This window comes from Arthrobacter sp. 49Tsu3.1M3 (genome assembly GCF_900168135.1).
Classification (GTDB): Bacteria; Actinomycetota; Actinomycetes; order Actinomycetales; family Micrococcaceae; genus Arthrobacter.
Genome location: NZ_FUZD01000012.1, coordinates 81,576 through 108,146, shown reverse-complemented (window position 1 = coordinate 108,146; position 26,571 = coordinate 81,576). Strand labels below are relative to the sequence as shown.

The window sequence follows — 26,571 nt, the reverse complement described above, 5'->3', positions numbered from 1 at the left end:
CCACGAACGGAACGACATTGGCCAAGAAGGACGAAAAGTCGAAGAAGAACGCCCCGCTGATCGGCATTGACATCGGCGGGACCGGAATCAAGGGCGGGATCGTGGACCTGAAAAAGGGGAAGCTGATCGGTGACCGCGTGCGCTTCCCGACCCCGCAGCCCTCCACCCCCGAGTCCGTGGCCGAAGTCGTCGCGCAGGTTGTCGCCGAGCTCTCGGCCCGTTCCGATGCCCCCGACGCCAGCAGCCCCGTGGGGGTCACCTTCCCCGGCATCATCCAGCACGGCGTCGTCCATTCGGCCGCGAACGTAGACAAGTCGTGGCTGGAAGCCGACATCGATGCCATGCTCACGGCGCGTCTCGGCCGCCCTGTGGAGGTCATCAACGACGCCGACGCCGCCGGACTCGCCGAGGCCCGCTTCGGTGCCGGCGAGGGAGTCGCCGGCACGGTGCTGGTGATCACCCTTGGCACCGGCATCGGCTCGGCGTTCATCTTCGACGGCAAGCTGGTTCCCAACGCCGAACTCGGGCACCTCGAGATCGACGGCTTCGACGCCGAGACCAAGGCCTCGGCCGTGGCCCGTGAGCGCGAGGGCCTCAGCTGGGAACAGTACAGCGTGCTGCTGCAGCGCTACTTCTCCCACGTGGAGTTCCTGTTCTCCCCCGAGCTCTTCATCGTGGGCGGCGGCATCTCCAAGCGTGCGAACGAGTACCTGCCGCACATGAAGCTGCGCACGCCGATCGTCCCGGCCGAGCTGAAAAACGACGCCGGGATCGTGGGCGCGGCCATCGAGATTGCCCTCAAGCACAAGCTGGCCAAATAAAGGCCCATTGCACTCTTAAAGCCAATTGAGCTATCACTCCGGGTCGTCCTGAACGCTGGGAACGACCCGGAGTGATAGCTCAATTTCTATGTGGAGCGGTGACGTGGAGCCGGTGGTGGCTGCGGCTTCCCCTCCGCTGCCACCACCGGAGTCTGTGGTGGATCCTGGGACGCAGTCGCCAGGACAATCAGGACATTTACGACGGCGCCTGCAGCGGCCGCTTGTCCGGGCTCTTGCCGTCCCGGCCCTTGGTCTCTGCCTCATGGCGAAGCAGGGAAATCGCCGATTCGAAGTCCTCGAGCGATTCGAAGGCCTGGTAGACGCTGGCGAACCGCAGGTAGGCGACCTCGTCGAGACGCTGCAGCGGCTCCAGGATCGCCAGCCCGACTTCGTGGGCCTCGATTTCGGCGGCGCCGGAGCCCCGGATCGCCTCCTCGACTTCCTGCGCCAGCAGGGCGAGGTCGTCTTCGGTGACCGGGCGGCCCTGGCAGGCTTTGCGAACGCCGTTGATGACCTTGCTGCGGCTGAACGGCTCGCCGACACCCGAGCGCTTGATGACGGTCAGGCTCGTGGTTTCCACAGTGGTGAACCGGCGTCCGCATTCGGGGCACTGCCGGCGGCGCCGGATGGCAGAGCCGTCGTCGGCGATCCGGCTGTCCACGACACGCGAATCAGGGTTCCGGCAGAACGGGCAATACATGTCAGTTCCTCCCCTGTCGCAATCCGCTGTGAGATCAGTTTACGACTAGATGTAGCTGAATAACAAGCCTGTAATTACTACATGTAGTGGTCCGGGACCTGAACTACCGGGCTGCGAACCGCACCGTGACGGCCTCGCCGTGCGCCGGCAGGTCCTCCGCGCCGGAGAGGCTGACGATGTGGCCGCTGACCTGCTCCAACGCGGAGCGGGTGTAGTTGATGACCTGGATGGCCCGCAGGAACGTGGTCACGTTCAGTCCGGAGGAGAAGGCCGCGGTGCCGCTGGTGGGCAGCACGTGGTTGGAGCCGGCGCAATAGTCCCCCAGGCTGACGGGACTGTAGTCCCCCACGAAGATCGCACCCGCGCTGCGGATCCGGCCGGCCACCCGGGCGGCGTCGGCGGTCATGATTTCAAGGTGTTCCGCGGCGTACGCGTCGCAGGCAGCAATGCCCTGCTCCAAGTCCTCGACCAACACCACCCCGGACTGCGGGCCCGAGAGCGCCTCGCGGACGCGGCTGGAGTGCTTGGTGGCAGCGGCCTGCCGCTCGAGCTCCACGCGGACCTCGGCGGCGAGGGCCTCGGAGTCGGTGAACAGCACCGAGGCAGCCTTGGGGTCGTGCTCGGCCTGGCTGATGAGGTCCGCGGCTACCAGGGCCGGACTGGCGGTGGCGTCCGCGAGGATCGCGATCTCCGTAGTGCCGGCCTCGGAATCGATCCCGACAACCCCTTTGACCAGGCGCTTGGCGGTGGCCACGAAGATATTGCCCGGACCGGTGACGACATCCACGGGGTCGATCCCGGGGAGGTGGCCGCCGTCGGACGCGTCGGCCGGGATGCCGTAGGCGAAGGCCGCAATGGCCTGCGCCCCGCCGATCGCGTAGACCTCCTCGATGCCCAGCAGGCAGGCCGCAGCCAGGATCGTGGGGTGCGGGAGGCCGCCGAAGTTCTTTTGCGGCGGCGAGGCGAGGGCAATCGATTCGACGCCGGCGGCCAGGGCCGGGACCACGTTCATGATCACCGAGGACGGGTAGACAGCCAGGCCGCCGGGGACATAGAGCCCCACGCGCGCCACCGGCACCCAGTTCTGGCTGACGACGGCGCCCTCGCCGAGTTCGACGTCGATGTTCGCCGGGCGCTGGGCGTCGGCGAAGGCGCGGGCCCGCTTAATGGATTCCTCCAGGGCCGCGCGAACGGCGGGATCCAGGTTCTCAAGGGCTGCACGCAGCGCCTCGGCCGGGACGCGGGGATGCGCCTGTTCGACGCCGTCGAACGCCTGTGCCAGCTCCCGCAGTGCGGCGAAGCCCCGGGTGCGGACGGCGGAGATGATATCCAGGACCTTGCCCTCGGCGTCGGCCATCGTCCCGGACTGTGCCCGGGGCACGGCTGCGCGGAGTCCGGCGAGAGACAGGTGCGCACCGCGCACGTCCACCGTGCGGAAGTTAAGGGTGGCGGTCATCGGGGTCACGGGGCTGTCAGGAGTTAGGCTCACCCGATCATTTTACGTGCCCCGCCGCGGCGGGGTTGCCGCCGTTGCCCGGGAAGAGGCTGTTGAGGAAGATGGCCAGGGCTATCGCTGCCGGCCAGATGGCGAGGACCGCATAGGAGCGCAGGGAGAAGGCGACGCTGGCGCTGGCCGAGGTATCTGCCGGCGCCCCCCACCATTGGGCGCTGAGCACGCCGGTTCCCCACGCGATGAGCGCACCCGCAGCACCGGCGAGGACCACGAGGACAACGGTGCCGGGTCCGGGCTGCTGGTGCTTGTTGCCGGCGACGAACGAGCCGGCAATGCACCCTGCGAGCAGGCACAGCCCCGCCAGCACAAGGTCCCGGGGCAGCCAGGTGGCGGTGTTGGTGCCGGCGGCGAGGTCAGGGTTCCCGGTCAGGACATTCAGGCCCGACGGCGCCAGAAGCCACCAGAGCAGCCCCACCGGGATGCCGGCGGCCGCGATGACCGCGGCCTTCCGCCATGTCCCCCCGGGACCGGGCTGCCCCTCGGCATGCCGCTCGGGCTGTGCGGGCTCCCCGGTGTGGTGGACGGGGCCGTCTACTGCGGACTGTGTCATGCAACAAACCGTAACAAGGATTCCCGTGGCGCATGACGCCGGCCGGCAGCACATGACGGGAGGCGTAAAGAAAATGCCGCACTCGATTCCCCTGCGCAATACGCTGGCAGAGTAGAAGTACGACACGCACGTGCAGCAGGGAGTTGGATCGCAGTGGCCACAGATGAAGGTATTTTCGAGGGAACATTCAGGGAAATGTTCCGCCGGCACGCGGCGGGCGTGGCCATCATCACGGCCAACCACAACGGTGTCCCGTTCGGATTCACGGCGACCTCCGTGGCCTCGCTGTCCGCCAAGCCGCCGCGCTTTACGTTCAACATGGCCAGGACCTCCAGCTCGTGGCCGGCCGTAGCGAACACGACCTACATTGGCGTGCACATGCTCGGGCTGGAAAACCAGGAGCTCGCCGACCGTTTCGCCCGGGCCGGCAACCGGTTCGACGGCGATCACTGGGAGCTCGGGCCCTACGAGGTGCCCGTGCTCAAGGGAGTCAGCGGCTGGCTGATCGGCAAGGTTCAGATGCGGCTCTCCTTCGAGAACAACGCGGTTGTGGTGGTCGAGGTGGTGGAGGGCCAGGTCGGCGACGACGGCGTTCCCCTGCTCTACCACTCCGGGGCCTACAGCCAGCCCGTTCCACTCGACTACGAGATCTGACAGACGCCTCGACGGGCTGCGCATTAAAACTTTCCCGGTGGTGCATCCGCCGACGGCCTTTGGCCGGTAGTAAGGGTGTAAGCACAACCACCGCCCCCAAGTGGGGCCCCGATGAGGAGTTGGAAATGCGCAAGACACTCTCTGCAGCCACCGGAGCAATGACGCTGCTGGCAGCAGTGGCCCTGGCCTCCCCGGCCCAGGCCGGGACCTGGCACCACAGCGACGAGGGAACGGCAAAACTCTCCGTCCTCCACGGCGTTCCGGGCCTTACCGTAGACGTCTGGGTCGACGGCAAACTCACCCTGGATAATTTCACACCGGGCACATTGGCCGGGCCGTTGAACGTCCCCGACGGGGACCACAAGGTCGCCATCACCGGTGCCGACGCCACCAGCGCCGACCACCCCGTGATAGGTCCCGTAACGGTGGACCTCGAAGCAGGTCGGGACTACACAGCAGTCGCACATCTGGCCGCTGACGGGAAGCCCACGGCCACCCTTTTCACCAATAGCACCTCCGCCAGCCCGGATGGAAAGGGCAAGCTGACCGTCCGGCACGTCGCTGCGGCTCCCGCCGTCGATGTCCTGGCCGGTGGCAACGCGGTGATTGAGGGACTCACCAACCGGCATCAAAAAACCCTCACCCTCAAGGCCGGAACCGTCCCGGCCTCGGTCGCAGCCGAGGGAACCACTGAAGCGCTGATCGGCCCGGCCGACGTCAAGGTCACTGCGGGGAAAAACACCATCGTCTACGCCTGGGGAAGCCTCGCCGACAACAACCTTGGGGTCGCCGTACAGGTAGTGGACTCCTCATCGCGCGGCCACAAAGAGCACCACGAGTAGGCCCATCCGGAACTTCGGCAGGCATCCTGTTTTCCCGCCCGGTGGGGCCGCATCAACCGCGGCCCCACCGGCACGCGCACAGTGGCAGCCCGGAAGGCTGACCCAGTTCGACCATGGCGGAGTCCCCGCGCGAGCGGCATAATGTGGTGCAACAGGGGCCACTGCCGCTCAAAGGAGCACCTGATGGAGGCTGCCGCATCGCACGATTGGGACTCCGGTCTCGATCACGCATTTGCCGGCGGCGACGAACGCGTCCTCGCAGAGGCGTACCGACGGTTCAGTCCGCTCGTCTACACGCTGGCGCTGAGATCCTTGGGAGAGCGGGCCGCTGCCGACGACGTCACCCAGGAGGTCTTCATTCGGGCCTGGAAATCACGGACCACTTTTCGCCCGGAGGCGGCGCGGCTGCCGGCATGGCTGGTCGGGATCGCCCGCAATGCAATCTCCGACGCCTTGTCCGCGCGCTCCCGCCAGCGCCATCTCGAACAAGCAGCCGCTCTCTTGGTCGTTGACCCCGCTTCCCGCCCGGATGCCGGGGACGTCGAAGAGGTCGCCGACCGCCTGGCGCTGGACGAAGAACTGGAGCACTTAGGGGATCCCCAGCAGGCAATAATGCGGCTGGCGTTCTATGAAGACCTGACTCACGACCAGATCTCGTCGCGCCTCAACCTGCCGCTCGGGACTGTCAAAAGCCACATCCGGCGCAGCCTCACCCGCTTACGCACCCGCCTGGAGGTGGAACATGGAACACCTTGACGCCGAACTCCTCAGTCTGCTGGCCCTCGGCGAGCCCCTGGGCACGGACGCCGACGCCGACCACCTCGCCAGCTGCCCCACGTGCAGCGAAACCCTCCGAGGCCTGCAACATGCCGTGCACGTTGCCACCCTCGACACCGCAGGCATCGAACTCGAGCGACCCGGCAGCCAGAACTGGGCCGCCATCCATCAGGCCCTCGGCCTCGCGCCGGCCCTCGCAACCGATCCCCTGAGCCAGCCCAGCTCAGGGCCCCCTGCCCCGGAGAAACCAGCCGCACCGGAGGAACCCGCCGCGGCGGAGGCGCGCCCGAACCAGGGCGCCGGCACAAAGCCGGCACCGATACCAATGCGGCCCAGCGCCAAAGACAGGCGTGGCCGTCCCGGTCTGTGGATTATCGCGGCTGCGGCCGGAATCGTTCTCGGCACGGCCGCCGGATGGACCGCTGCCGGAGTTCTCGGACACACCGGCACTCCCGCACCTTCCTCCACCCAGTCGGGTCCCGTTTCGACAGTCGTCGCCCAAACGTCACTGACTCCGCTGCCCGCACATACCGGGAGCGGAGATGCCCGGGTGGAGCAACTCCCCGATGGAACCCGGCACCTGATCATCCGGCTCTCCAACGACCCCATCACCGGATTCCGGGGAGTGTGGGTCGGCTCTGCCGACCTGTCCAGAATGGTAAGCCTGGGTGTCCTCGACAATGAATCCGGCATTTTCACCATCCCGGACGGCGTTGACCTGGCCCAGTACCCCATCGTGGACGTCTCCAACCAGCCATACAACGGGAACCCGGCCCACTCCGCCGACAGCATCGCCCGGGGAACGCTCAACCCGAAAAGCTGATCCCCGGATACCATCGTGAACCCTGGCGGGGCGGGAGGGACTCAGGGCGCGCTGGACCGCTCAGCCTTGCGTGGCGGCCGGCACCCCCTGCACGTCAGTTATCCAGGCACGTCGGGCCGAGCAGCACCTTCAAGTCGCCGAACAGTGACGGGCTCGGGTTGACGCGAAGGTGCACCGGCAAGCCCATGACCTCCACCCGGGTGTCGCCCTGCAGGTGCAGGCGGACCTCCGAATTTCCGCGGTGGGTGCGCAGCACGTCGCCCAGCTCGGTAACCACGGCCTCGGTGGCCTTGTGCGTGGCCATGGTGATCACCACGGGCCCGTTCTGGCTGTCGCTGAGGTCCGGTACGGAGAGTTCCATGCAGTTCAAGGTGACGGCGCCGTCGTCGCGCCGCTGCAGGCGTCCCTTGACCACCACGATCAGGTCCTCCGCGAGCACCGAGGCGATAGGGCCGTAGACCTGGCCGAAGAACATGACCTCCATGGAACCGGCGAGGTCCTCGATTTCGGCCCGGGCGTAGGCGTTGCCGCTGGCCTTGGCGATCCGTCGGCTGAGCGAGGTGATCATGCCGGCGATGGTCACGATCGAGCCGTCCGGCGGCCCGTCCTCGGCGATGATCGAGGTGATCGACCGGTCGGCGTGCTGGCTCAGGAGCCCTTCCAGCCCTTGCAGCGGGTGGTCGGAGACGTAGAGGCCGAGCATGTCGCGCTCGAACGCCAGTTTGTCCTTCTTCTCCCATTCCGGCAGATCGGGGATCTCGGTGCTGAGCGATGCCTCCGGCTCCTGGTCCTCAAAGCCTGCGAAGAGGTCGAACTGGCCGATCGCCTCGTTGCGCTTGAGGGTGATGACGGAGTCGATCGCTTCTTCATGGATCATGGCCAGGGCCCGCCGGGGGTGGCCGAGCGAGTCGAAGGCGCCGGCCTTGATCAGGGATTCGATGGTCCGCTTGTTGCAGACCACCGCCGGTACCTTCAGGAGGTAGTCCTTGAAGGAGGTGTAGGCGCCTTCTTTTTCGCGCGCCGCCACCATGGCCTCGACGGCGTTCACGCCGACGTTGCGGATGGCGCCCATGCCGAAGCGGATGTCGGTGCCCACAGGGGTGAAGTTGAGGGCTGACTCGTTGACGTCGGGCGGCAGCACCGTGATGCCCATGCGCCGGCATTCGTTGAGGTAGATCGCCGACTTGTCCTTGTCGTCGCCCACCGACGTCAGCAGGGCAGCCATGTACTCCGGCGCGTAGTGCGCCTTCAGGTACGCGGTCCAGTAGGAGATCACCCCGTAGGCGGCCGAGTGCGCCTTGTTGAAGGCGTAGTCGGAGAACGGCAGCAGGATGTCCCAGAGGGTCTTGACTGCGGCCATGGAATAGCCGTTGTCCTGCATGCCCTGGGAGAAGCCGGCGAACTGCTTGTCCAGCTCGGATTTTTTCTTCTTGCCCATGGCGCGGCGCAGGATATCGGCCTGGCCAAGGGTATAGCCGGCAAGTTTCTGCGCCACGGCCATGACCTGCTCCTGGTACACGATCAGCCCGTAGGTCCCGCCCAGGATTTCGGACAGCGGTTCCTCGAGCTCCGGGTGGATCGGGATGACTTCCTGGATCTTGTTCTTGCGCAGCGCGTAGTCGGTGTGCGCGTTGGCGCCCATGGGTCCGGGCCGGTAGAGGGCCAGGACGGCGGAGATGTCTTCGAAGTTGTCGGGCTTCATCAGCTTGAGCAGGGACCGCATGGGTCCGCCGTCGAGCTGGAAGACGCCCAGTGTGTCTCCGCGGGCGAGCAGCTCGTAGGACGCCGTGTCATCCAGCTCGAGCGTTTCGAGGTCGAGCTCGATGCCGCGGTTCATTTTGATGTTTTCCAGGGCATCGGAAATGATCGTCAGGTTTCGAAGCCCGAGGAAGTCCATCTTGATCAGGCCGAGGCCTTCGGACGTCGGGTAGTCGAACTGGGTGATGACCTGGCCGTCCTGGAAGCGGCGCATGATCGGGATCACGTCGATGATGGGGTCCGAGGACATGATGACGCCGGCGGCGTGCACGCCCCATTGCCGCTTCAGGCCCTCGATGCCCAGCGCCGTCTCGAAGACCTTGGCGGCCTCCGGGTCGGTGCTGATGAGCTGGCGGAAGTCGCCGGCCTCGCCGTAGCGCTTGGACTGGGGGTTCTGGATGTCGGCCAGCGGGATGTCCTTGGCCATGACCGCCGGCGGCAGCGCCTTGGTCAGCTGCTCGCCCATGCTGAACGGGTAGCCCAGCACGCGCGAAGAGTCCTTGAGGGCCTGCTTGGTCTTGATCGTGCCGTAGGTGACGATCATCGCCACGCGTTCGTCGCCGTATTTGCGTGTGACGTAGTCGATCACTTCGGAACGGCGCCGGTCATCGAAGTCGACGTCGAAGTCAGGCATGGAGACGCGGTCCGGGTTGAGGAAGCGCTCGAAGATCAGGCCGTGGTGCAGCGGGTCCAGGTCGGTGATGCGCATGGCGTAGGCCACCATGGAGCCAGCACCGGAGCCACGCCCGGGGCCGACCCGGATGCCGTTGTTCTTGGCCCAGTTGATGAAGTCGGCGACGACGAGGAAGTAGCCCGGGAAGCCCATCGAGGTGATGACTTCGAGCTCATAGTCGGCCTGCTTGCGGACCTTGTCCGGGATGCCCCCGGGATAGCGGTAGTGGAGTCCCTTGTCGACCTCCTTGACCAGCCAGGACGTTTCGTCCTCCCCCTCCGGGCAGGGGAACCGGGGCATGTAGTTGGCGCCGGTGTTGAAGGAGACTTCGCAGCGTTCGGCGATCAGGAGCGTGTTGTCGCACGCCTCGGGGTGGTCGCGGAACAGTTCGCGCATTTCCTGAGGTGACTTCAGGTAGTAGCCGCTGCCGGAGAACGCGAAGCGCGAGCCGCCATTGTCGTAGGTCGGCTCCAGGAGGGTGGAACCGGACTGGATGGCCAGCAGGGCCTCGTGCGCCTTCGCGTCGTGCTCGTGCGTGTAGTGCAGGTCGTTGGTGGCCACCAGCGGCAGGTTCAGGTCCTTGGCCAGGCGCAGCAGGTCACCGGTGACGCGCCGCTCGATGTCCAGGCCGTGGTCCATGAGCTCACAGAAGTAGTTCTCCGCCCCGAAGATGTCGCGGAACTCCGCCGCGGCCTCCAGGGCTTCGCGGTACTGGCCGAGGCGCAGCCGGGTCTGGACCTCGCCGGACGGGCAGCCGGTGGTGGCGATGAGCCCTTCCGAGTAGGTGTTCAGCAGCTCACGGTCCAGCCGGGGCCATTTGCCGAAGACCGAGTCCAGCGAGGCGATCGAGGAGGCCCGGAAAAGGTTCCGCATGCCCACGTTGTTGTAGCTGAGCAGGGTCATGTGCGTGTACGAGCCGCCGCCGGAGATGTCGTCCTTGCGCTGGTGCTCCTCGCCCCAGCGCACACGGGTCTTGTCCGTGCGGGCGGTCCCGGGAGTCACATAGGCTTCGACACCGATAATGGGCCTGATGCCCTGGTCGGTTGCGCGCTTCCAGAAGTCGAAGGCGCCGAACAGGTAGCCGTGGTCGGTCGTGGCGAGGGCCGGCATGCCGAGCCGCTCGGTTTCGTCGAACAGCTCACCGAGCCGGGCGGCACCGTCCAGCATCGAGTACTCGGTGTGGTTGTGGAGATGGACAAACGAGTCGTTGCTGGAAGTCACCGCACCATTCTAGTGCCGTGCCGCGACGGCGGTGTGCAGCCACGGCGGTGAGGATGGAACCTGCCGGCCAGGCCGGCAGGATCCGCCGGCCCGGCAGAACCCCGTGGATTCACGCCGCCCGTGCCTGCGGCTCAGGCGTTTCCGGACTCCAGGACCGTCAACGCGTACTGCAGGTCCTGCGGGTACTCGCTGGCGACAGTCACCCGCTCCCCGGTACGCGGGTGGTCGAAGGACAGTTCCCGGGCGTGCAGCCACTGCCGGGTCAGCCCGAGGGTGGCAGCCAGCCGCGGGTCTGCACCGTAGGTGAGGTCACCGGCGCAGGGGTGGCGCAGGGCCGAGAAGTGCACGCGGATCTGGTGGGTGCGGCCCGTCTCGAGGTGCACCTCCACGAGTGAGGCTTTCCCGAAAGCTTCCAGGACCTCATAGTGCGTCACCGAATCACGGCCGTCCTCGGTCACGGCAAACCGCCAGTCATGGCCGGGGTGCCGGCCGATGGGCGCGTCGATGGTGCCCGCCAGCGGATCGGGAAGGCCCTGTACGACGGCGTGGTAGACCTTGTCCACGGTGCGCTCCTTGAAGGCGCGCTTGAGCACGGTGTAGGCATTTTCGGTCTTGGCCACCACCATGACACCGGAAGTGCCGACGTCGAGCCGGTGGACGATGCCGGCGCGCTCCGGGGCGCCCGACGTCGAAATCCGGTAGCCGAGCCCGGCGAGGCCACCCACCACCGTGGGTCCCACCCATCCGGGCGAGGGGTGCGCGGCCACACCGACCGGTTTGTCGATGACCACAAAGTCGTCATCGTCCAGCAGGATCAACAGGTCGTCCACTACTTCCTCCACGATTTCCAGGGGGTCCCTGCGGTCCGGCACCACGACCTCCAGCACGGTGCCCAGGGTGAGTTTGAGGGACTTTCCGACCTTCCCTGCGTTGCTGGTGACGTTGCCTTCGGCGATCAGGACGGCGGCCTGGGAGCGGGAGATGTCCATCAGCCTGGCCAGTCCGGCGTCCACGCGGGAACCGGCGAGGTCCTCCGTGACGGTGAAGCGGTGGTGCCCAGCGGCTGCGGTACCGGGTTCGGCGGCCATGTCGGCCGCCATGTCAGCGGCGCTTCCTGAGGCAGTCTCAGACATCGTTAGCCACCGTCTCCTTCGTGTGGCGCGAGCCGTCCAGGGAGATTCCGCGGAGCGTGAGCAGGCAGATGATCACGACGGCGGAGACGACGGCGGAGTCGGCGATGTTGAAGATCGCGAAGTTTGGCAGCTGGATGAAGTCCACCACATGGCCCATCGCGAAGGACGGCTCGCGGAACAGCCGGTCCGTCAGGTTGCCGAGTGCGCCGCCGAGCAGCAGCCCCAGCGCCAGGGCCCACCAGAGCGAGCCGAGCTTGCGCAGCTGCAGCAGGATCGCGACAGACACCGCCGCCATGATGATCGTGAACACCCAGGTGACGTTCTCGCCGATCGAGAACGCCGCCCCCGAGTTGCGGATGTAGAACCAGTGCAGCAGCGGGGGAAGCACGGGGATCCGCTCACCTTCGGTCATGGTGGTCGTGACCCAGAGCTTGGTGAGCTGGTCGAACACGTAGGCGAAGACCGCGAAGGCAGCGAACAGGACAAACAGCTTTGCCCGCCGCGGCCGGGCGCGCACGGGCTGTGCCGCCTCGACGGGCTGCATGGCGTCTGGTGATGGTGCGTCAGTCATAGGGCTTTCGATCGGGAGCCAGTGCGGGACCGGGTTCAGGTACCGGCAAGCGCCGGGCACCTGGGCCGGTGCCGGCACGTTGCGGGAAAAGGGAAAAGCCGGCGGCCGAGGAATCCTCAGCCACCGGCTTTCAGAATACTTGCTTTTTGCCCTAGCTGGCTTCGCCAACCTCGGGGGCCGCAACGGAGCCGCGGGCGTCCAGGTCGCGGAGCTGGCCTTCGATGTAGGCCTTCAGGCGTGAGCGGTAGTCGCGCTCGAAGCCGCGAAGCTGCTCGACCTTGCGTTCCAGGACGGAGCGCTGCTGCTCGAGGGCACCGAGGATCTTGCGGGACTTTTCCTGCGCATCGTTGACGAGGCTGCTGGCCTCGATCTGGGCTTCAGCGATGATCTTGTCCCGCTGCTGCTCGCCGTCAGCGATGTGCTTGTCGTGCATCTGCTGCGCCATGGCGAGCAGTCCGGCGGCGGACTCCGACGCCGGGGTGGCGGCGCTGCGTGCCGGCTCGACAACCTGGGCGGCCTTGGCAGCCTGCTCGGCTTCCTTCTTCTTGGCGCCTTCTGCGGCCGCCTTTGCCTTGGCCTCGGCCTCGGCCTTGGCGGTGTCTTCCTTCTCGGCCTTGACGGGCGCCGGGACCTTTTCCACCACGGGTGCGGCGGCTGCGGAGCTGGCAGGCGTGCCGGCGCCGGATTCGGCGAGCTTCTTGCGCAGCTCGTCGTTCTCCTGGTTCAGGCGCCGAAGTTCGACGACGATCTCGTCCAGGAAGTCGTCAACCTCGTCCTGGTCGTAGCCTTCGCGGAACTTGGTCGGCTGAAAGCGCTTGTTGACAACGTCTTCTGGCGTCAAAGCCATCTGGTCACCTCGTTGGTCTAGTTAGTCAGTAGGCCTTCCGGCCGTCAAAACTACGGTACCTAAATATGGTCTGGTTCCTCTAATTCAACACCGCAGTGTCAAACCGGAGTTTTCTTTCGGTTTGGGCCAGGGCCGGACAGGTCGCTGCCGGGCTGCGGCTGCGGCCTATGCTGCGATCGGCTGGGCGTACACCAGGCCCTTGACGACCCACATCGCCACGCTCACGGCCACGAACAGCAGCAGGAAGCCGATGTCCAGCGACATTCCGCCCAGCCGCAGCGGCGGGATGAGCCGGCGGAGCAGCTTGAGGGGCTTGTCCGTGACCGAATACACAGCATGGGCGGTCACGAGTGCCAGACCGCGCGGCCGCCAGCTTCGGGCAAACATCTGCACCCAGTCGTAGACCAGGCGGATGATCAATGCCACGAAAAAAAGCAACAGAGCGATATAGACGAGCCCCAAAACAATTCCCATGAGCTAACTCATATCTCCATGTTCATTCCGGATACCGAAGTGTCCTAAGGAAAGTGTCACTTCTATTTCAACACGGATAATTCCGCACGGATGCCAGGCAGGTGTCCCCGCCTGGCATCCGTACCGAATATTCGGGCCTAGCTCTGGTTGAAGAAACTCGCCTGCGTCTCGCTGACCTTCTTGTCGTCGCCGATGACTTCGATGTAGGACGGCGAGAGCAGGAAGACCTTGTTCGTCACCCGTTCGATGCTGCCGCGGAGGCCGAAAACAAGACCGGCGGAGAAGTCCACGAGGCGCTTGGCGTCGGCCTCGCCCATGTCGGTGACGTTCATGATGACGGGGATGCCGTCGCGGAAGCTTTCGCCGATGAGCTTGGCGTCGTTGTACGACCGCGGATGGATGGTCGTGATTTGCCGGAGTCCGGTGGTCTCTTCGCGGCTCGATGCCGCACGCTTGATGGGTGTCACAGGTGCGCGATATTCCTCTTCAGCGGCGTGAGGCTCTTCCCGGGGAACCTCGCGGACGGGCGCCGGAGCACGTCGTTCCTCGCGGTCCTGCTCCATGGATTCGTCCTCATCCTTGTGCGGTGTGGGGTGCTCAGACTCGTAGTGTTCGTCGCCGTCGGCGAGCCCAAGATAGATCATTGTCTTGCGCAGAGCGCCAGCCATGGTCGACTCCTAATCTTGTCCGTAAGCGGGCCGCTTAGTGACTAGACAGCCTTGGAATCCCCGCCATTACCTTCCAATATGTCGAACTTACCGCAGGGCCGGACGCGGACCGAGAATATCGGAGCCAATGCGCAGGTGTGTCGCCCCGAAGCGGACGGCCTCTTCGAGGTCCTGGCTCATGCCGGCGGATATTCCCGTGGCGTACGGAAATTGTTCGGCCAGCCGCCCGGAAATGCCCGCCAGCTTTTCGAAGGCAGCCGCCGGGTCCGCCCCGAGCGGGGCAACGGCCATGACGCCGGCGAGCCTCAGTCCGTGGGCACCGGCGACCTGTTCGGCCAGCGCGGGGACTTCGCCGGGGGCCGCGCCGCCGCGGTGCGCTCCTTCGTCTTCAGCCAGGCTGACCTGGATGAAACAGTCCAGCGGCGGGCGGCCTGTGCGGTCGGCTTCGACAGCCATCGCCTTGGCCAGGGCCGAGGCCACGGCTTCCCGGTCCACGGAGTGCACGGACGTGGCGTATTTCACCACGGATTTCGCCTTCTTGCTTTGGAGCTGGCCGATGAAGTGCCAGCTCAGCCCAAGGTCCTGAAGCTGCGCCGCCTTGTCCGCGGCCTCCTGGTCCCGGTTCTCCCCGACGTCGGTGACCCCCAGCGACGCCAGCCGCCGGACGTCCTGCGCAGGATGGAATTTGGTGACGACGATCAGGCGCGGTGGCGCCGCCTGCCGCCCCGCGGCGGCCGCGGCGGCGCCGATCCGGCGGCGGACGGCCGCCAGGTTCGCCTCCAGCTGGGCCAGGCGGGGGCCTTCAAGCGCGTCCGTTCGGCCCCCATGGTTCTCCCCCGGCGCCGTGCCGGGCTCGACGGCGTGTGCGTCGGGGCGCTTCGCCGGTTCAGTCATGGCCATGCGCCTTTTTCCCGTCAGTCCCGTGTGTGCCGTCCGTCCAAGCCAGCCCGGCGAAGCGGCCGGTGCGGCTGTCGCGGCGGTAGGAAAAGAGGGTGTCGTCCTCGAGGGTGCATCCCCCGGAGTATTCGATCGCGACGCCGGCAGCTTCCAGCTGGCTCCGCACTCCGGCCGGCAGGTCCAGGCCAGGGGTGCCGGCGGAGGTGGTGCACCAGGTGGCGGGCACGGCCGCGGCAACGTCCGCGCGCAGGCTGCCGGGGACCTCATAGCAGCCCCCGCAGACCGAAGGGCCCACCCAGGCGCTGATGTGGTCCGCGCCGAGCTCCCGGAGGCGGGCCACGGCGGCGGGCACCACCTCGGCGGCGACGCCCGGCCGTCCGGCGTGGACGACGCCCAGCACCGGCGCCCCGGCCGGATCCTCGCCGACCAGCACCACCGGCACGCAGTCCGCCACCAGGACCGCCAGCGGCTCGGTCAGGGAGACCATGGCGTCGGCCGTGGGCGCGGCGGGACCTTCGCCCGCGGCGTCCGCGGCCGTGGACCCAAGGATGGTGGCGACGTCGCTGCCGTGGACCTGGTTCATGTACCGGAAGGAGCGCCCGCCGAGCCCGGCGGCCGCTTCGAGCGCCGCGCGCCGGCGGCGGACCGCCGCGGGGTCGTCACCGACATGCAGTGCCAGGTTCCCGGCTCCGGCGTCGGTGAAAGCCACCCACACGCCCGGCCGGACTTCAGCCCGCCAGCAAAACAATCACAACACCGCCATCAACATGTCCGGAATACCTGCGTTCATACAATCCACCGTAACCCGCCGCAAAGCAGCATGGCACCGCCGGACGGCGGTGCCATGCTGGAGCGGAACTATTTACTTGAGGAAGTCCGGGACATCCAGGTCATCGGAGTGCCGGCCGGACAGGTCCGGCTCCACGACGGCCGGAAGGTCGACGTCGAAGCCCGAATCGGCCGGTACGGCAGAGGGGCGCTGCTGGCCCCAGCCGCCGTAGCCGGAGGCGCCGACGGTGGCGTGCAGCGGCTGGACCGGGGCGGAGGCGGGTGCCTGCGCCGGCGCGGGGGCGGCGGTCGCGGGCCGCTGCGGCGCGGCCGGCAGGGACTGGTCCATGGACGGCGAGGTGGCCTTGACGTCGTCGAAGCCGGCGGCGATGACGGTGACGCGTGCCTCGTCGCCGAGGGCGTCGTCGATCACCGCGCCGAAGATGATGTTGGCCTCCGGGTGGGCGACTTCCTGGACCAGGCGGGCTGCCTCGTTGATTTCGAAGAGGCCAAGGTCCGAGCCGCCCTGGATGGACAGCAGCACGCCGTGCGCGCCGTCGATCGATGCTTCCAGCAGCGGGGAGGCGATGGCCAGCTCCGCGGCCTTCACGGCGCGGTCTTCGCCGCGGGCAGAACCGATGCCCATCAGCGCGGAACCGGCACCCTGCATGACGGACTTGACGTCGGCGAAGTCGAGGTTGATCAGGCCGGGGGTGGTGATGAGGTCCGTGATGCCCTGGACACCGGAGAGCAGGACCTGGTCGGCGGAACGGAACGCGTCCAGGACCGAGACGTTGCGGTCGCTGATGGAGAGCAGTCGGTCGTTCGGGATCACGATCAGGGTGTCGACTTCATCGCGCAGGGCGTCGATGCCGGCCTCGGCGGAACCGGCACGGCGGCGGCCTTCGAATGTGAAGGGGCGCGTCACGACGCCGATGGTCAGGGCGCCAAGGGACCGGGCGATCCGGGCGACGACGGGGGCGCCGCCGGTGCCGGTGCCGCCGCCTTCGCCGGCGGTGACGAAGACCATGTCTGCGCCCCGGATGACCTCTTCGATTTCATCGGCGTGGTCCTCCGCGGCCTGCCGGCCAACTTCAGGGTTCGCGCCAGCACCGAGTCCACGGGTCAGCTCACGCCCGACGTCGAGCTTGACGTCGGCATCGCTCATCAACAATGCCTGGGCATCGGTGTTGATGGCGATGAATTCGACGCCGCGAAGACCGACCTCGATCATGCGGTTGACTGCGTTCACGCCACCGCCGCCGATGCCGACGACCTTGATGACGGCCAAGTAATTCTGCGGAGCTGCCACGTTACGTGTCCCTTGTTCGTGTACTAATGCGAAAACTGATCGAGTCCTGCTTGAAGCTTTGAACCTTAACCTTCGACTTGAAGGTTATAGTTATGTCAAGTAACTCATGTCTGTGACGGTATTTCCTATGCAGGGGACATTCAATAACCGGCGCCGCGTGTCGCGCGAATACCGGGCAAATAGCCCCTGTAAGTAGTCCCGCGGGCAGCTGGACGTCCGCTGGACATCCTGGCCGCGGCGGATCCGATTGCCGGCTACCGCGTGACAGGGTGCCGGGGCACGCTGACATCGTAGACCTTCACCGGGTTTTTGGGATCGGCCGGGACCTTCAGGAGGGCAGAAAGGACCCGTGCCTTCAGCTCCTTCTCCCCCGCGTTGCCCCAGACGATTGTCTGCCCGTCGACGAGTCTGAGTTCGACGGCGTCGGCCGACGCGGCAGAGGCGTTGGAGAGCCGCGCCAGCACATCCGCCGGCAGGGCGCCCAGCACCGCCGTGATGGCCTGGAACAGGTCCTTCGGCAGGGTTCCGCTGCCGCCGTCAATCACCGGCAGCGATACCGACGCGGCATCGGCGGTAGTGCTGAGCTGGACGCCGTCGACGTCCACCAGCTGGAATGTCTTGCCCTGCTTGACCAGGGCCACGGGAATGCGCTCGGTGACGTGCACCTGCAAGGTGGCGGGCGGGAGCGCCTTCGCGGTGACGTCCTTGACCTGGACCAGCGGCTTGAGCAGGGCGGCGACCTCCTCCTCGCTGATCTGCGGCAGCGGCTTGCCCTGAAGGGGCGCGAGGGCGGCCTGGACCTGATCCGGGTGCAGCATCTTTGTACCCTCCACTGTGACCGTGCGCAGGGCCAGGACCGGCGAGTAGACGGCGGCCGCGACGATGCCCGCCATCAGCACGGACACGATGCCGATGGTGCTGAGCAGGATCCGCCGGCGGCGCTTGCCCTTGGGCTCGGGGAAGGACAGCACCTTCCCGGGCCCGTTGTCCGCGGTGCCCTGCAGGTTCTGCGGATTGCGGGCCGGGCCGGCGGCGGTGTCCGCGGCGGTCTTGGACGCGGAAATGACATCCGTGCCCGTCCCGGCGGCCGGCGGCCGGGAGCCGGACCCGCCGGTGCCGGATGCGCCACGGTAGGTGGGGCGCCTGGCGCTAGGCACCGGTGGCCTCCGCCGTCAGGGCCTCGACAATCAGCGGCCCGTAGGCCGTGACGTCACCGGCGCCGGCGGTCAGCACGATGTCCCCGGGTCCGGCGGCCGCCAGCACTGCCTGCACGGCCTCCCCGTCGGGTCCGACAAGGCGGCCGCCTGGGCCCAGGTGTGTGGCGATCAGCCCGCTGGTGACGCCTGGAATGGGATCCTCGCGGGCAGGATAGATGTCCAGGACCAGGGCCGTGTCCGCCGTGTTGAGCGCTTCGGCGAACTCGCGGGCAAATTCGCGGGTCCGGGAAAACAGGTGCGGCTGGAAGAGCACGTGTACCTTATGCTCCCCGGCGACCGCCCGTGCCGCGGACAGGGCGGCGCGGACTTCCGTGGGGTGGTGGGCATAGTCGTCGTAGATGCGGACGCCGCGGCCCTCCCCCTTGAACTCGAAACGGCGCGAGGCGCCGGAGAAGTGTGCCAGTGCCGCCGCAGCGGCGTCGGGCGCGACGCCGAGTTCGATCGCCACAGCGAAGGCGGCGGCAGCGTTGAGCGCGTTGTGCCGGCCCGGAACCTGGAGTTCGACGCCGAACGTGCCCGCCGTCGTCGAGATCCCCATCCGGTTAGGTCCAGCGTCGTGCAGCCGGACGGCGGCGTCCTCGGCGGTTCCGTAAAGCACCACGCGGGTGTTGCCGCGGGCCAGGGTGCGTTCGGCCAGCGCCCTGGCCCCGGGGTCGTCAGCGCACGCCACCAGGACGCCGTCCGCCGGGAGCAGGGCCGTGAAGCTGTCGAAGGAGGCATACACGGCCTCGGCGGTGCCGTAGAAGTCCAGGTGGTCCGGCTCGACGTTGGTCACCACGGCGATCGTGGGGCGGTAGTTCAGGAAAGAGCCGTCCGACTCGTCGGCCTCGGCGACGAAGATGCCCGCCGTGCCGTGCGCCGCGTTGACTCCGAGCGCCGGGACGTTGGCGCCGATCGCGAAGGACGGGTCCAGCCCGGCGCCCTGCAGCAGCACGGTGATCATGGAGGTCGTGGTGGACTTGCCGTGCGTCCCGGCGACTGCCACCACAGTGTCATCCGCCATCGTGGCAGCCAGCGCCTCGGAGCGGTGCAGCACCGGCAGTCCGGCGGCACGGGCCGCGGCGAGCTCGGGGTTGTCGGGCCGGATCGCGGAGCCGGCGACCACCGTCTGGGCGTCTTCCAGATTGCCGGGAGCATAGCCGACGGCGATCCGCGCCCCGGCGGCCGCGAGGTCCGCCATGACGGGCAGCGACTTGGCGTCGGAGCCGCTCACCGGGATGCCGCGGGCCACCATGATGCGGGCAACGGCGGACATGCCGACGCCGCCGATGCCGATGAAGTGCACGCGGCCGAGGGATTCCAGGGCATGGGTGACGTGTTGGGGCTGGGTCATTGCTCTACTGCTTCCTGCCGTGCTGGTTCGTGCGGTGTCGGTTACCGCTGTGCTCGTTCGAGGACGCGACTTCGAGGATGAGATCGGCCATGCGCCGGTCCGCGTCGCGGATGCCGAGCCGTTCGGAGCTGGCTGCCATCCGGGCCAGCCTGTCCGTGTCCAGCAGCAGGGGAATGATGTTCCCGCTGATCCAGTCGGCGGAGAAGGCCTTGTCATCGACGATCAATGCGCCTCCCGCGGCGACCAGGCCGGCGGCGTTCAGCGCCTGCTCGCCGTTGCCGATGGGCAGCGGGACGAAGACGGCGGGGACGCCCACGGCGGCCACCTCGCAGACCGTGGCGGCTCCGGCACGGGCCAGCAGCAGGTCCGCCGCGGCGTAGACGGTTTCCATGCCGTCCACGTACTCCACCTGCCGGTAGCCTGGCGCGGCGAGCGGTTTGCCGTCGGCGTCGTGGACGGACTTGCCCCGGCCGGTGATGTGCAGGGTCTGCACTCCGGCGTCGGCGAGGGCCCCTACGGCCGCGGCGAGGGAGCGGTTGATGCTCTGGGCGCCCGAGGACCCGCCCGTGACGATGAGCGTCGGCCGGTTGGCGTCCAGGCCGAGCGCCTGCCGTGCACCGGCCCGGGCGGCCGCGCGGTCGAGGCCGGAAATTTCGGGGCGCATGGGCATGCCTACGTGCCGGGCGGCGCGGCCCAGCTTGGTCGCGGCGAAGGCCACTGCCACGTGGGCGCCGAGGCCTGCGCCGACGCGGTTGGCCAGGCCGGGACGGGTGTTGGCCTCGTGGACCACGATCGGGATCTTCCGGCGCCGGGCAGCGAGGTACATCGGTGTGCACACGTACCCGCCGACCCCCACCAGGACGTCGGCGCCTGCCTCGTCCAGGATGGAACCCGCCTGCTTCACGGCAGCGGCCATCCGGCCCGGGAGCCGGAGCAGGTCCGCGGAAGGCTTGCGCGGGAGCGGGACGCGGCTGATGGTGGCAAGGTCCAGGCCGGCCGCCGGGACGAGCCGCGCTTCCATTCCCCCGGGGGTCCCGACAGCCAGGAGCTGCACTCCGGGGCGGGACTGCCGGAGGGCGCCGGCGATGGCCAGCAGCGGGCTGATATGGCCGGCGGTTCCGCCGCCGGCAAGGACCACGGACAAGGGCGACTCGGTGTTCATGAAGGGCTGTTTACGCTTTCGTACGGTTCTTGGCGGCGGGGCTCTTGCTTGCGGGGGCCTTGGTGGGGCTCTTAGTGGGGCTCTTGGCTGAGGGGGCCTTGGGGCGGGCTGCCGTGCGGGCGGCGGACCGGCTGGAGGCCGTGCTGGCGGCGGACCGGCTGGCGGCAGTCTTTGCAGCCCGGGCAGCGCGGGCCCTCCGGACTGAATTGGCGAAGGCGGCCGGGCCGAACCTGAGCATCTTCTTCGGCTGCATGCCGGGGTCCATCTGGGCCCGGGCCAGGGACAGGACGACGCCGATTGCGCACAGCGACATCAGCAGGGCAGAGCCGCCATAGGAAATGAAGGGCAATGGGACACCGATCACCGGTGCCAGCCCGGTGACCACGGCCATGTTGACGCTGGCCTGGCCGAGCAGCCAGACCATGATCGTGCCGGCCAGGACGCGGTGGAAGACATCGTGCTGGGCGACGACCACGCGGTAGATGGCGGTGCCGAGGATGGCGAACAGGACCAGGACGACGATCGTGCCGACCAGTCCGAGTTCCTCGCCGATGATCGCGAAAATGAAGTCGTTGTGCGCTTCCGGGATCCAGCTGTATTTCTGCCGGCTCTGGCCCAGTCCGACGCCGAACCAGCCGCCAGACGCGAGCCCGTACAGGCCGTTGGTGGACTGGTAGTTCAGGTCGGAGCCGTCGGCGCAGGTCTGGCCCGTCCATGACAGGATGCGGCACATCCGGTTCGGGCTCGTGACGGCGAGGATCGTCGCGCCAAGGGCCAGGACCGCCCCGGCGAAGCCGAAAAGGTACAGCCGCACGCCGGCGAAGAACAGGGCGGCGGCCACGATGATCATCACGATCATGGCCGTCCCGAGGTCATTTCCGGCCAGGATGAGGCCAAGGACCGCAATGGCGCCCGGGAGCACGACCGGAATGAGCGCGTGGCGCCATTCGTGGAGGAGCTTGGCCTTGCGGTCAAGCACGGTAGCCATCCAGAGCGCGAGGGCAAGCTTGGCGGCTTCGGAGGGCTGGAACGTGAACGGACCGACGTCGATCCAGTTCTGGTTGCCCAGCGCGCTGCGTCCCACGAGGAGGACCAGGCCCAGCAGTGCAATGGCCAGGAAGATGAGCGGCCAGGCGAAGCGCCTGAGCCAGACGACGTTGACGCGGGAAAGGACAAGCATCGCGAAGACGCCAATCGCGGCGAATCCGCCCTGTTTGAGGGCGGCCGAGTACGGCGACTCCCCCGCGGCGATGGCTTCCACGCTGGAGGCCGAGAGGACCATCATGATCCCGATAGCCGTCAGCGCCAGGGTGGAGCCAAGGATCAGGTAGTACGTGGATCCGTTGCGGGACTTGCCGGTACCTTCCAGGGCCGACCAGAATCCGCGGCTCCAGGCACGCACCCGGGCCGCGGGGGTGACGGCCGGGCCGCCGGCCGTTGGCCTTGCCGCCGAAGGGGCCGGACGGCCGGCGGGCGTGCCACTGGTGGCCCCGCCTCTACTGACCCCGCCTGCGGCGGGCCGTGCCGCCGTCGTACGTGTGGGCGTGCTGACCATTGTTACTCCTCGCTGGTCTGAGCCTGCCCTTCCACGAGCTCGCGGACAGCTTCGATGAAGGCATCGCCACGGTGAGCATAGGAAGAGAACTGGTCCATGGAAGCAGCCGCCGGGGCCAACAGCACAGTGTCCCCGGAGGCGGCCAGCTGCGCCGCCGAGGCAACGGCCTGGGCCATCACAGTCTCGCCGAAAATCGGCGAAGGGCCTGCGTCGGCTTTGGCCGTACCGGCAGTCTGCACGTCTTCAGTCTCGCCCTTGCCCTGCCCGATCACGGGGACATCCGGCGCGTGTCGCTTCAGGGCGGCCTGCAGATCGCTGGAGTCCGCGCCGATCAGGACCACGGCCTTGAGCCGGCTGCCCTGTTCCTGGATCAGGGAGTCGTAATTCACGCCCTTGGACAAGCCTCCCGCGATCCACACCACATTCTGGAACGCGGACAACGAGGCGGCGGCGGCGTGCGGGTTGGTGGCCTTGGAATCGTTGATCCACAGCACACCCTGATGCCGGGCCACCAGCTGGATCCGGTGGTCTCCCGGTAGGTAGTTCAGCAGGCCCTGGCGCACAGCCGATGGCTCCACCCCGTAGGCCCTGACCAAGGCAGCGGCTGCCAGCGCGTTGGCCACCATGTGGCGCGGCGCCACCGGTCCCAGGTCGGCGATCGAGGCGAGTTCGGCCGCGCTGTCCTTGCGTTCGGCGATGAACGCCCGGTCAACGAGCAGCCCTTCCACAACGCCGAGCCTGCTGATCGCCGGGGTCAGTGTGGTGAATCCCACGGCCCGGCAGCCTTCCACCACGTCGGCGTCCTCGACCATGCGTTCGGTCTCGATCTGCTCGGCGTTGTAGATGCAGGCCTTCTGCGTGTTCGCGTAGACCTTGGCTTTGTCGGCCAGGTAGGAGGCGTAGGAGCCATGCCAGTCCACGTGGTCTTCAGCGACGTTCAGGCACACACTGGCCACCGGCGACACCGAGTGGCTCCAGTGCAGCTGGAAACTGGACAGTTCCACCGCGAAGGCGTCGTAGTCCACGGGATCGCGCAGGGCGTCCAGGATCGGGGTTCCGACGTTGCCTACGGCGATCGCTTTCAGGCCGGCGGCCTGGAGCATGGACTCGGTCAGGCCGACAGTGGTGGTCTTTCCGTTGGTGCCGGTGATGGCCAGCCAGTCGGCAGTCTTGCGGCCCTCACGTTCGCGGAGCCGCCAGGCGAGCTCGACGTCGCCCCACACCGGAATGTGCGCCCGCGCCGCCGCGGCGAGCAGGGCCTGGTCCGGGCGCCAGCCCGGGGACGTGACCACCAGGTCCGGCTTCTGCCCGTCGATCTTCGGAACGGACTCCACCGCCTCCTCCCCCAGCAGGACGTCCACGGCACCGACGATCCGGAGTGTGTCGGCCTGGGCCAGTGCCTTGGCGCTGGTGGCGGCGTCCACCACCACCACCCGGGCGCCGAGTTCAATGAGGGTGTCGGCCGCGGCGAAGCCGGAGACGCCGATGCCGGTGACCACGACGCGCAGGCCGGCCCAGTCGGAATCCCACGTGGTGAGCCCCTGCAGCCGGGGCGAGGTGGTGAGCGGGGCGGGGATGGGACCGGTCACAGCAGCACCACCCATTCGGCGTAGAAGATGCCCAGGCCGGCGGCGACAAACAACCCGGAGAGGATCCAGAACCGGACCACCACCGTGACTTCGGCCCAGCCTTTGAGTTCGAAGTGGTGCTGGAGCGGTGCCATCTTGAAGAACCGTTTGCCCTTGGTGATTTTGAAGTAACCCACCTGGATGATGACCGAGAGCGTGATGAGGACGAAGAGCCCGCCGATGAAGGCCAGCAGCAGTTCGGTGCGGGACAGGATCGCGAAGGCAGCGACGGCGCCGCCGATGGCAAGGGAGCCGGTGTCGCCCATGAAGATCTTCGCGGGCGAGGTGTTCCACCACAGGAACCCGACCATCGCCGCGCTCAGGATGGCGGCCAGCAGGGCCAGGTCCAGGGGGTCGCGGACCGAGTAGCAGCCGCTGCCGGCCTGCCTCGGGGATCCGCAGGCCTGGTTGCTTTGCCAGATGCCCATGAGCGTGTAGGCCCCGAACACCATGACGGAAGCGCCGGCTGCCAGGCCGTCGAGGCCGTCGGTGAGGTTCACGCCGTTGGTCGCGGCGGTGACGATCAGGTTGGACCACAGCACGAACAAGATGGCGCCGAGGACGGTTCCGGCGAACGCGAGGTTAAGCCACGGAATATCGCGCACCAGCGAGATCTGGGTGGACGCCGGGGTCAGGCCCGCGGCATTCGGGAAGTTCAGCGCCAGCACGGCAAAGATGATGCCAACGGCACCCTGGAGGATCAGCTTGGCCTTGGCGTCCAGGCCCAGGCTGCGCTGCTTGGAGATCTTGATGAAGTCATCCAGGAATCCGACCAGCCCCATGCCCACCATGAGGAAGAGCAGGAGCAGCCCGGAGGCGCTTGGCCCCGGTGAGTGCGGGTTCATCATCCACATGATCAGGTGCGTGAGCCCGTAGCTGACCAGGACGGCCACGACCACAACGGTGCCGCCCATTGTGGGCGTGCCCCGCTTGGTGTGGTGGGAGGTGGGTCCGTCGTCCCGGATGAATTGTCCGTAGCCCTTGCGGACCAGGAACCGGATGAACAGCGGGGTGCCCACAAACGCGAGGAGCAGCGCCATTCCGGCGCCCATCAGCAGTGCAATCACAGCTGTGCACTCCCTTCTGTGGCGGTTGCGGCAGTTCCCTCAGCAGGTCGCTCGGGAGAGTCTTGGGTGGCATGTGGGGGTAATGCTATCCGATCCCCCAAGTGGCGCAGCCCGATGCCGTTCGATGACTTGAACAGGACCAGGTCGCCCGGCTGGAGCTCGGCCTGGAGAAGCTCGTAGGCCTCGTCGGCCGTCTCGGCGAAAACGCATTCGTCGCCCCAGGAGCCTTCGTTGACGGCGGAGACATACAGCGACCGGGCCTCCCTGCCCACCACGACGAGCCGGGAGATGTTCAGCCGCACCACCTGGGTGCCGACTGCCATGTGCTCCCGGATGGAATCCGGGCCCAGTTCCAGCATGGCGCCCAGGACCGCCCAGGTGCGGCGGCCGCGGCCCAGCTCGGCCAGCGTCCGCAGTGCAGCCCGCATGGACTCCGGGTTGGCGTTGTAGGCATCGTTGATGACGGTCACGCCGTCGGGACGCTCCGTGCGCTCCATCCGCCAGCGGCTGGCGGCGGTCTGCGCGCTGAGCGAGGCCGCGATCTGCGCGCCGGGGATGCCTGCGGCGTGGGCCGCGGCCGCCGCCGCGAGGAGGTTGGCCATGTGATGGGCGCCGATCAGCTTGGCGGCGACGTGGTGCCGGGTTGGCCCTTGCGGGGCTTTCCCGTCCTGTGCCTTCCCCTCCGGGGTTGGTCCCTGCTGTGCCGTCACGTCGGCGGGCAGGTAGAGCTCAAATTCCGGGTGGCCGTCGGCGTTCAGTTCCACGTCCGCGGCCCTCACCACCTCGGCCTGGAGGGTATTGTCCTGGGCGGTGCCGGCCGCGCCGGCCTCGCGGGAGGTGTAGCCGAGCACGCGTGCCCGGGTCCGGGTGGCCATGGCGGCGACGCGGGAGTCGTCCAGGTTCAGCACGGCGGTGCCCCCGGCCGGGAGCGCCTCCACGAGTTCGCCCTTGGCGACCGCGATGTTCTCGACGCCGCCGAACTCCCCGGCGTGGGCGGAGCCGACGCCGAGGACGACGCCGATCTCCGGCCGGACCATGTCCGCGAGGTATTGGATGTGGCCGATGCCCGTGGCGCCCATCTCGATGACGAGGTAGCGGGTGTCGAAGTCGGCTTTGAAGACTGTGAGCGGCACGCCGATCTCGCCGTTGTAGGACCCTTGCGGCGCGACCGTGGCACCTTCGGCGCCGGCGGCCGTGAAGATTCCGGCGAGCAGGTCCTTCGTGGTGGTCTTGCCGGCGGAGCCGGTGATGCCCACCACGGTGAAAGCGGCGCCGGCCGCCGCGCGGCTGGCGCGGATCCGGCGGACGGCTTCGGCGGCCAGCGCGCCCATGGCCAGGACAGCGTCCTCAACGACGACGGCGGGATAGTCGGTTCCGGCGGCGTCGGCCACTTCGCGCTCCACGAGCGCCAATACGGCGCCCCGGTCGAAGGCTGCGCCGACGAAGTCGTGCCCGTCTGCGTTCTCTCCGGGTTTGGCCACATAGAGGGAACCCGCCGTGGCCTCGCGGGAGTCGGTCACCACGGAGGCGGGGGTGATTCCCGGTTCCGCGGCGAGCCGGCCGTTGGTTATGTCGGCGATTTCCGCCGCTGTAAATGCAATCATCTC

At 67.7% G+C, this 26,571-nt stretch carries 24 protein-coding genes; 5 read left to right on the top strand and 19 right to left on the bottom strand.

All coding sequences use genetic code 11. The features are described from left to right. The first annotated feature begins 17 nt into the window (after positions 1-17). Positions 18-821: a polyphosphate--glucose phosphotransferase gene (gene ppgK / locus B5X90_RS13840; RefSeq protein WP_079553964.1), complete on the top strand. Its 804-nt coding sequence runs from the start codon at positions 18-20 to the stop codon at positions 819-821. Positions 822-1,017: 196 nt separating this feature from the next. Here ppgK and nrdR read toward each other — a convergent pair whose 3' ends face one another. The 3 genes from nrdR to B5X90_RS13825 all read right to left on the bottom strand — a co-directional run bounded on the left by nrdR (position 1,018) and on the right by B5X90_RS13825 (position 3,584). Further along, on the bottom strand, positions 1,018-1,521 hold the full coding sequence (gene nrdR / locus B5X90_RS13835) for a transcriptional regulator NrdR (RefSeq protein WP_028275865.1): 504 nt from the start codon (positions 1,519-1,521) through the stop codon (positions 1,018-1,020). A gap of 103 nt (positions 1,522-1,624) precedes the next feature. Continuing rightward, a complete protein-coding gene (gene hisD, locus B5X90_RS13830) occupies positions 1,625-2,977 on the bottom strand; it encodes a histidinol dehydrogenase (protein ID WP_079554012.1) in 1,353 nt (450 codons plus the stop codon). A gap of 37 nt (positions 2,978-3,014) precedes the next feature. Beyond that, the gene (locus B5X90_RS13825) at positions 3,015-3,584 is read right to left on the bottom strand and encodes a hypothetical protein (protein ID WP_079553962.1); all 570 of its coding nucleotides are present in this window, start codon (positions 3,582-3,584) and stop codon (positions 3,015-3,017) included. Between the two features lie 195 nt (positions 3,585-3,779). Between B5X90_RS13825 and B5X90_RS13820 the strand changes: the two genes are divergently transcribed. The 4 genes from B5X90_RS13820 (at position 3,780) to B5X90_RS13805 (ending at position 6,680) form a co-directional block, all read left to right on the top strand. Then, the gene (locus B5X90_RS13820) at positions 3,780-4,238 is read left to right on the top strand and encodes a flavin reductase family protein (protein WP_143264755.1); all 459 of its coding nucleotides are present in this window, start codon (positions 3,780-3,782) and stop codon (positions 4,236-4,238) included. Between the two features lie 125 nt (positions 4,239-4,363). Continuing rightward, positions 4,364-5,080 carry a DUF4397 domain-containing protein gene (locus B5X90_RS13815; RefSeq protein ID WP_079553958.1) on the top strand — a complete coding sequence of 239 codons (717 nt, stop codon included), beginning with the start codon at positions 4,364-4,366 and terminating at the stop codon, positions 5,078-5,080. 183 nt (positions 5,081-5,263) lie between these two features. Further along, a complete protein-coding gene (locus B5X90_RS13810; RefSeq protein WP_079553955.1) occupies positions 5,264-5,836 on the top strand; it encodes an RNA polymerase sigma factor in 573 nt (190 codons plus the stop codon). Next, complete coding sequence (locus B5X90_RS13805; RefSeq protein WP_079553953.1) at positions 5,823-6,680, top strand: anti-sigma factor; 858 nt, start codon at positions 5,823-5,825, stop codon at positions 6,678-6,680. Before B5X90_RS13810 ends, B5X90_RS13805 begins: the two co-directional genes overlap by 14 nt. A gap of 94 nt (positions 6,681-6,774) precedes the next feature. On the opposite strand, the gene dnaE is transcribed toward B5X90_RS13805, so the two are convergent. The 16 genes from dnaE to murF all read right to left on the bottom strand — a co-directional run bounded on the left by dnaE (position 6,775) and on the right by murF (position 26,568). Then, positions 6,775-10,332 (bottom strand): DNA polymerase III subunit alpha, encoded by a 3,558-nt coding sequence (gene dnaE, locus B5X90_RS13800; protein ID WP_079553951.1) that lies wholly within the window; start codon positions 10,330-10,332, stop codon positions 6,775-6,777. Positions 10,333-10,463: 131 nt separating this feature from the next. Further along, positions 10,464-11,432 (bottom strand): RluA family pseudouridine synthase, encoded by a 969-nt coding sequence (locus B5X90_RS13795; RefSeq protein WP_179129149.1) that lies wholly within the window; start codon positions 11,430-11,432, stop codon positions 10,464-10,466. 25 nt (positions 11,433-11,457) lie between these two features. Next, a complete protein-coding gene (lspA, locus tag B5X90_RS13790; RefSeq protein ID WP_079553949.1) occupies positions 11,458-12,036 on the bottom strand; it encodes a signal peptidase II in 579 nt (192 codons plus the stop codon). A gap of 151 nt (positions 12,037-12,187) precedes the next feature. Further along, entirely contained in the window at positions 12,188-12,883 is a 696-nt protein-coding gene (locus B5X90_RS13785; RefSeq protein ID WP_079553947.1) for a DivIVA domain-containing protein, read from the bottom strand. A 165-nt stretch (positions 12,884-13,048) separates the two neighbouring features. Then, positions 13,049-13,357, bottom strand: a complete 309-nt coding sequence (locus tag B5X90_RS13780) for a YggT family protein (protein WP_018772353.1) — start codon at positions 13,355-13,357, stop codon at positions 13,049-13,051. Between the two features lie 137 nt (positions 13,358-13,494). Continuing rightward, positions 13,495-14,025: a cell division protein SepF gene (locus B5X90_RS13775; protein ID WP_026266243.1), complete on the bottom strand. Its 531-nt coding sequence runs from the start codon at positions 14,023-14,025 to the stop codon at positions 13,495-13,497. Positions 14,026-14,112: 87 nt separating this feature from the next. Beyond that, positions 14,113-14,919 (bottom strand): YggS family pyridoxal phosphate-dependent enzyme, encoded by an 807-nt coding sequence (locus B5X90_RS13770; RefSeq protein WP_079554008.1) that lies wholly within the window; start codon positions 14,917-14,919, stop codon positions 14,113-14,115. Further along, a complete protein-coding gene (locus B5X90_RS13765) occupies positions 14,912-15,670 on the bottom strand; it encodes a laccase domain-containing protein (protein WP_079553945.1) in 759 nt (252 codons plus the stop codon). Before B5X90_RS13765 ends, B5X90_RS13770 begins: the two co-directional genes overlap by 8 nt. A 114-nt stretch (positions 15,671-15,784) precedes the next feature. Next, positions 15,785-17,002 carry a cell division protein FtsZ gene (gene ftsZ, locus B5X90_RS13760; RefSeq protein WP_079553943.1) on the bottom strand — a complete coding sequence of 406 codons (1,218 nt, stop codon included), beginning with the start codon at positions 17,000-17,002 and terminating at the stop codon, positions 15,785-15,787. 254 nt (positions 17,003-17,256) lie between these two features. Next, on the bottom strand, positions 17,257-18,159 hold the full coding sequence (locus tag B5X90_RS13755) for a cell division protein FtsQ/DivIB (RefSeq protein WP_079553941.1): 903 nt from the start codon (positions 18,157-18,159) through the stop codon (positions 17,257-17,259). Further along, positions 18,152-19,552, bottom strand: a complete 1,401-nt coding sequence (gene murC, locus B5X90_RS13750) for a UDP-N-acetylmuramate--L-alanine ligase (protein WP_079553939.1) — start codon at positions 19,550-19,552, stop codon at positions 18,152-18,154. Before murC ends, B5X90_RS13755 begins: the two co-directional genes overlap by 8 nt. Before the next feature lie 4 nt (positions 19,553-19,556). Further along, positions 19,557-20,714: an undecaprenyldiphospho-muramoylpentapeptide beta-N-acetylglucosaminyltransferase gene (gene murG, locus B5X90_RS13745; RefSeq protein WP_079553937.1), complete on the bottom strand. Its 1,158-nt coding sequence runs from the start codon at positions 20,712-20,714 to the stop codon at positions 19,557-19,559. 10 nt (positions 20,715-20,724) lie between these two features. Beyond that, positions 20,725-22,269, bottom strand: coding sequence for a putative lipid II flippase FtsW (gene ftsW / locus B5X90_RS13740; protein ID WP_079553935.1), 1,545 nt, complete (start codon positions 22,267-22,269; stop codon positions 20,725-20,727). 2 nt (positions 22,270-22,271) lie between these two features. Next, positions 22,272-23,873 (bottom strand): UDP-N-acetylmuramoyl-L-alanine--D-glutamate ligase, encoded by a 1,602-nt coding sequence (gene murD, locus B5X90_RS13735; protein ID WP_079553933.1) that lies wholly within the window; start codon positions 23,871-23,873, stop codon positions 22,272-22,274. Further along, complete coding sequence (mraY, locus tag B5X90_RS13730; RefSeq protein ID WP_028275881.1) at positions 23,855-24,964, bottom strand: phospho-N-acetylmuramoyl-pentapeptide-transferase; 1,110 nt, start codon at positions 24,962-24,964, stop codon at positions 23,855-23,857. Before mraY ends, murD begins: the two co-directional genes overlap by 19 nt. After that, positions 24,961-26,568, bottom strand: coding sequence for a UDP-N-acetylmuramoyl-tripeptide--D-alanyl-D-alanine ligase (gene murF / locus B5X90_RS13725; protein ID WP_079553931.1), 1,608 nt, complete (start codon positions 26,566-26,568; stop codon positions 24,961-24,963). Before murF ends, mraY begins: the two co-directional genes overlap by 4 nt. Positions 26,569-26,571 lie beyond the last annotated feature (3 nt).

Coding starts and splice junctions, on each gene's coding strand:
- B5X90_RS13820 (WP_143264755.1), top strand. CDS start 3,780: ATGTTCCGCCGGCACGCGGCGGGCGTGGCCATCATCACGGCCAACCAC.
- murG (WP_079553937.1), bottom strand. CDS start 20,714: ATGAACACCGAGTCGCCCTTGTCCGTGGTCCTTGCCGGCGGCGGAACC.
- B5X90_RS13780 (WP_018772353.1), bottom strand. CDS start 13,357: ATGGGAATTGTTTTGGGGCTCGTCTATATCGCTCTGTTGCTTTTTTTC.
- B5X90_RS13825 (WP_079553962.1), bottom strand. CDS start 3,584: ATGACACAGTCCGCAGTAGACGGCCCCGTCCACCACACCGGGGAGCCC.
- B5X90_RS13805 (WP_079553953.1), top strand. CDS start 5,823: ATGGAACACCTTGACGCCGAACTCCTCAGTCTGCTGGCCCTCGGCGAG.
- B5X90_RS13770 (WP_079554008.1), bottom strand. CDS start 14,919: ATGACTGAACCGGCGAAGCGCCCCGACGCACACGCCGTCGAGCCCGGC.
- murF (WP_079553931.1), bottom strand. CDS start 26,568: ATGATTGCATTTACAGCGGCGGAAATCGCCGACATAACCAACGGCCGG.
- lspA (WP_079553949.1), bottom strand. CDS start 12,036: ATGACTGACGCACCATCACCAGACGCCATGCAGCCCGTCGAGGCGGCA.
- hisD (WP_079554012.1), bottom strand. CDS start 2,977: ATGACCGCCACCCTTAACTTCCGCACGGTGGACGTGCGCGGTGCGCAC.
- B5X90_RS13795 (WP_179129149.1), bottom strand. CDS start 11,432: ATGGCGGCCGACATGGCCGCCGAACCCGGTACCGCAGCCGCTGGGCAC.
- B5X90_RS13785 (WP_079553947.1), bottom strand. CDS start 12,883: ATGGCTTTGACGCCAGAAGACGTTGTCAACAAGCGCTTTCAGCCGACC.
- B5X90_RS13810 (WP_079553955.1), top strand. CDS start 5,264: ATGGAGGCTGCCGCATCGCACGATTGGGACTCCGGTCTCGATCACGCA.
- murC (WP_079553939.1), bottom strand. CDS start 19,552: ATGACCCAGCCCCAACACGTCACCCATGCCCTGGAATCCCTCGGCCGC.
- nrdR (WP_028275865.1), bottom strand. CDS start 1,521: ATGTATTGCCCGTTCTGCCGGAACCCTGATTCGCGTGTCGTGGACAGC.
- ftsW (WP_079553935.1), bottom strand. CDS start 22,269: ATGGTCAGCACGCCCACACGTACGACGGCGGCACGGCCCGCCGCAGGC.
- B5X90_RS13815 (WP_079553958.1), top strand. CDS start 4,364: ATGCGCAAGACACTCTCTGCAGCCACCGGAGCAATGACGCTGCTGGCA.
- murD (WP_079553933.1), bottom strand. CDS start 23,873: ATGGGTGGTGCTGCTGTGACCGGTCCCATCCCCGCCCCGCTCACCACC.
- B5X90_RS13775 (WP_026266243.1), bottom strand. CDS start 14,025: ATGGCTGGCGCTCTGCGCAAGACAATGATCTATCTTGGGCTCGCCGAC.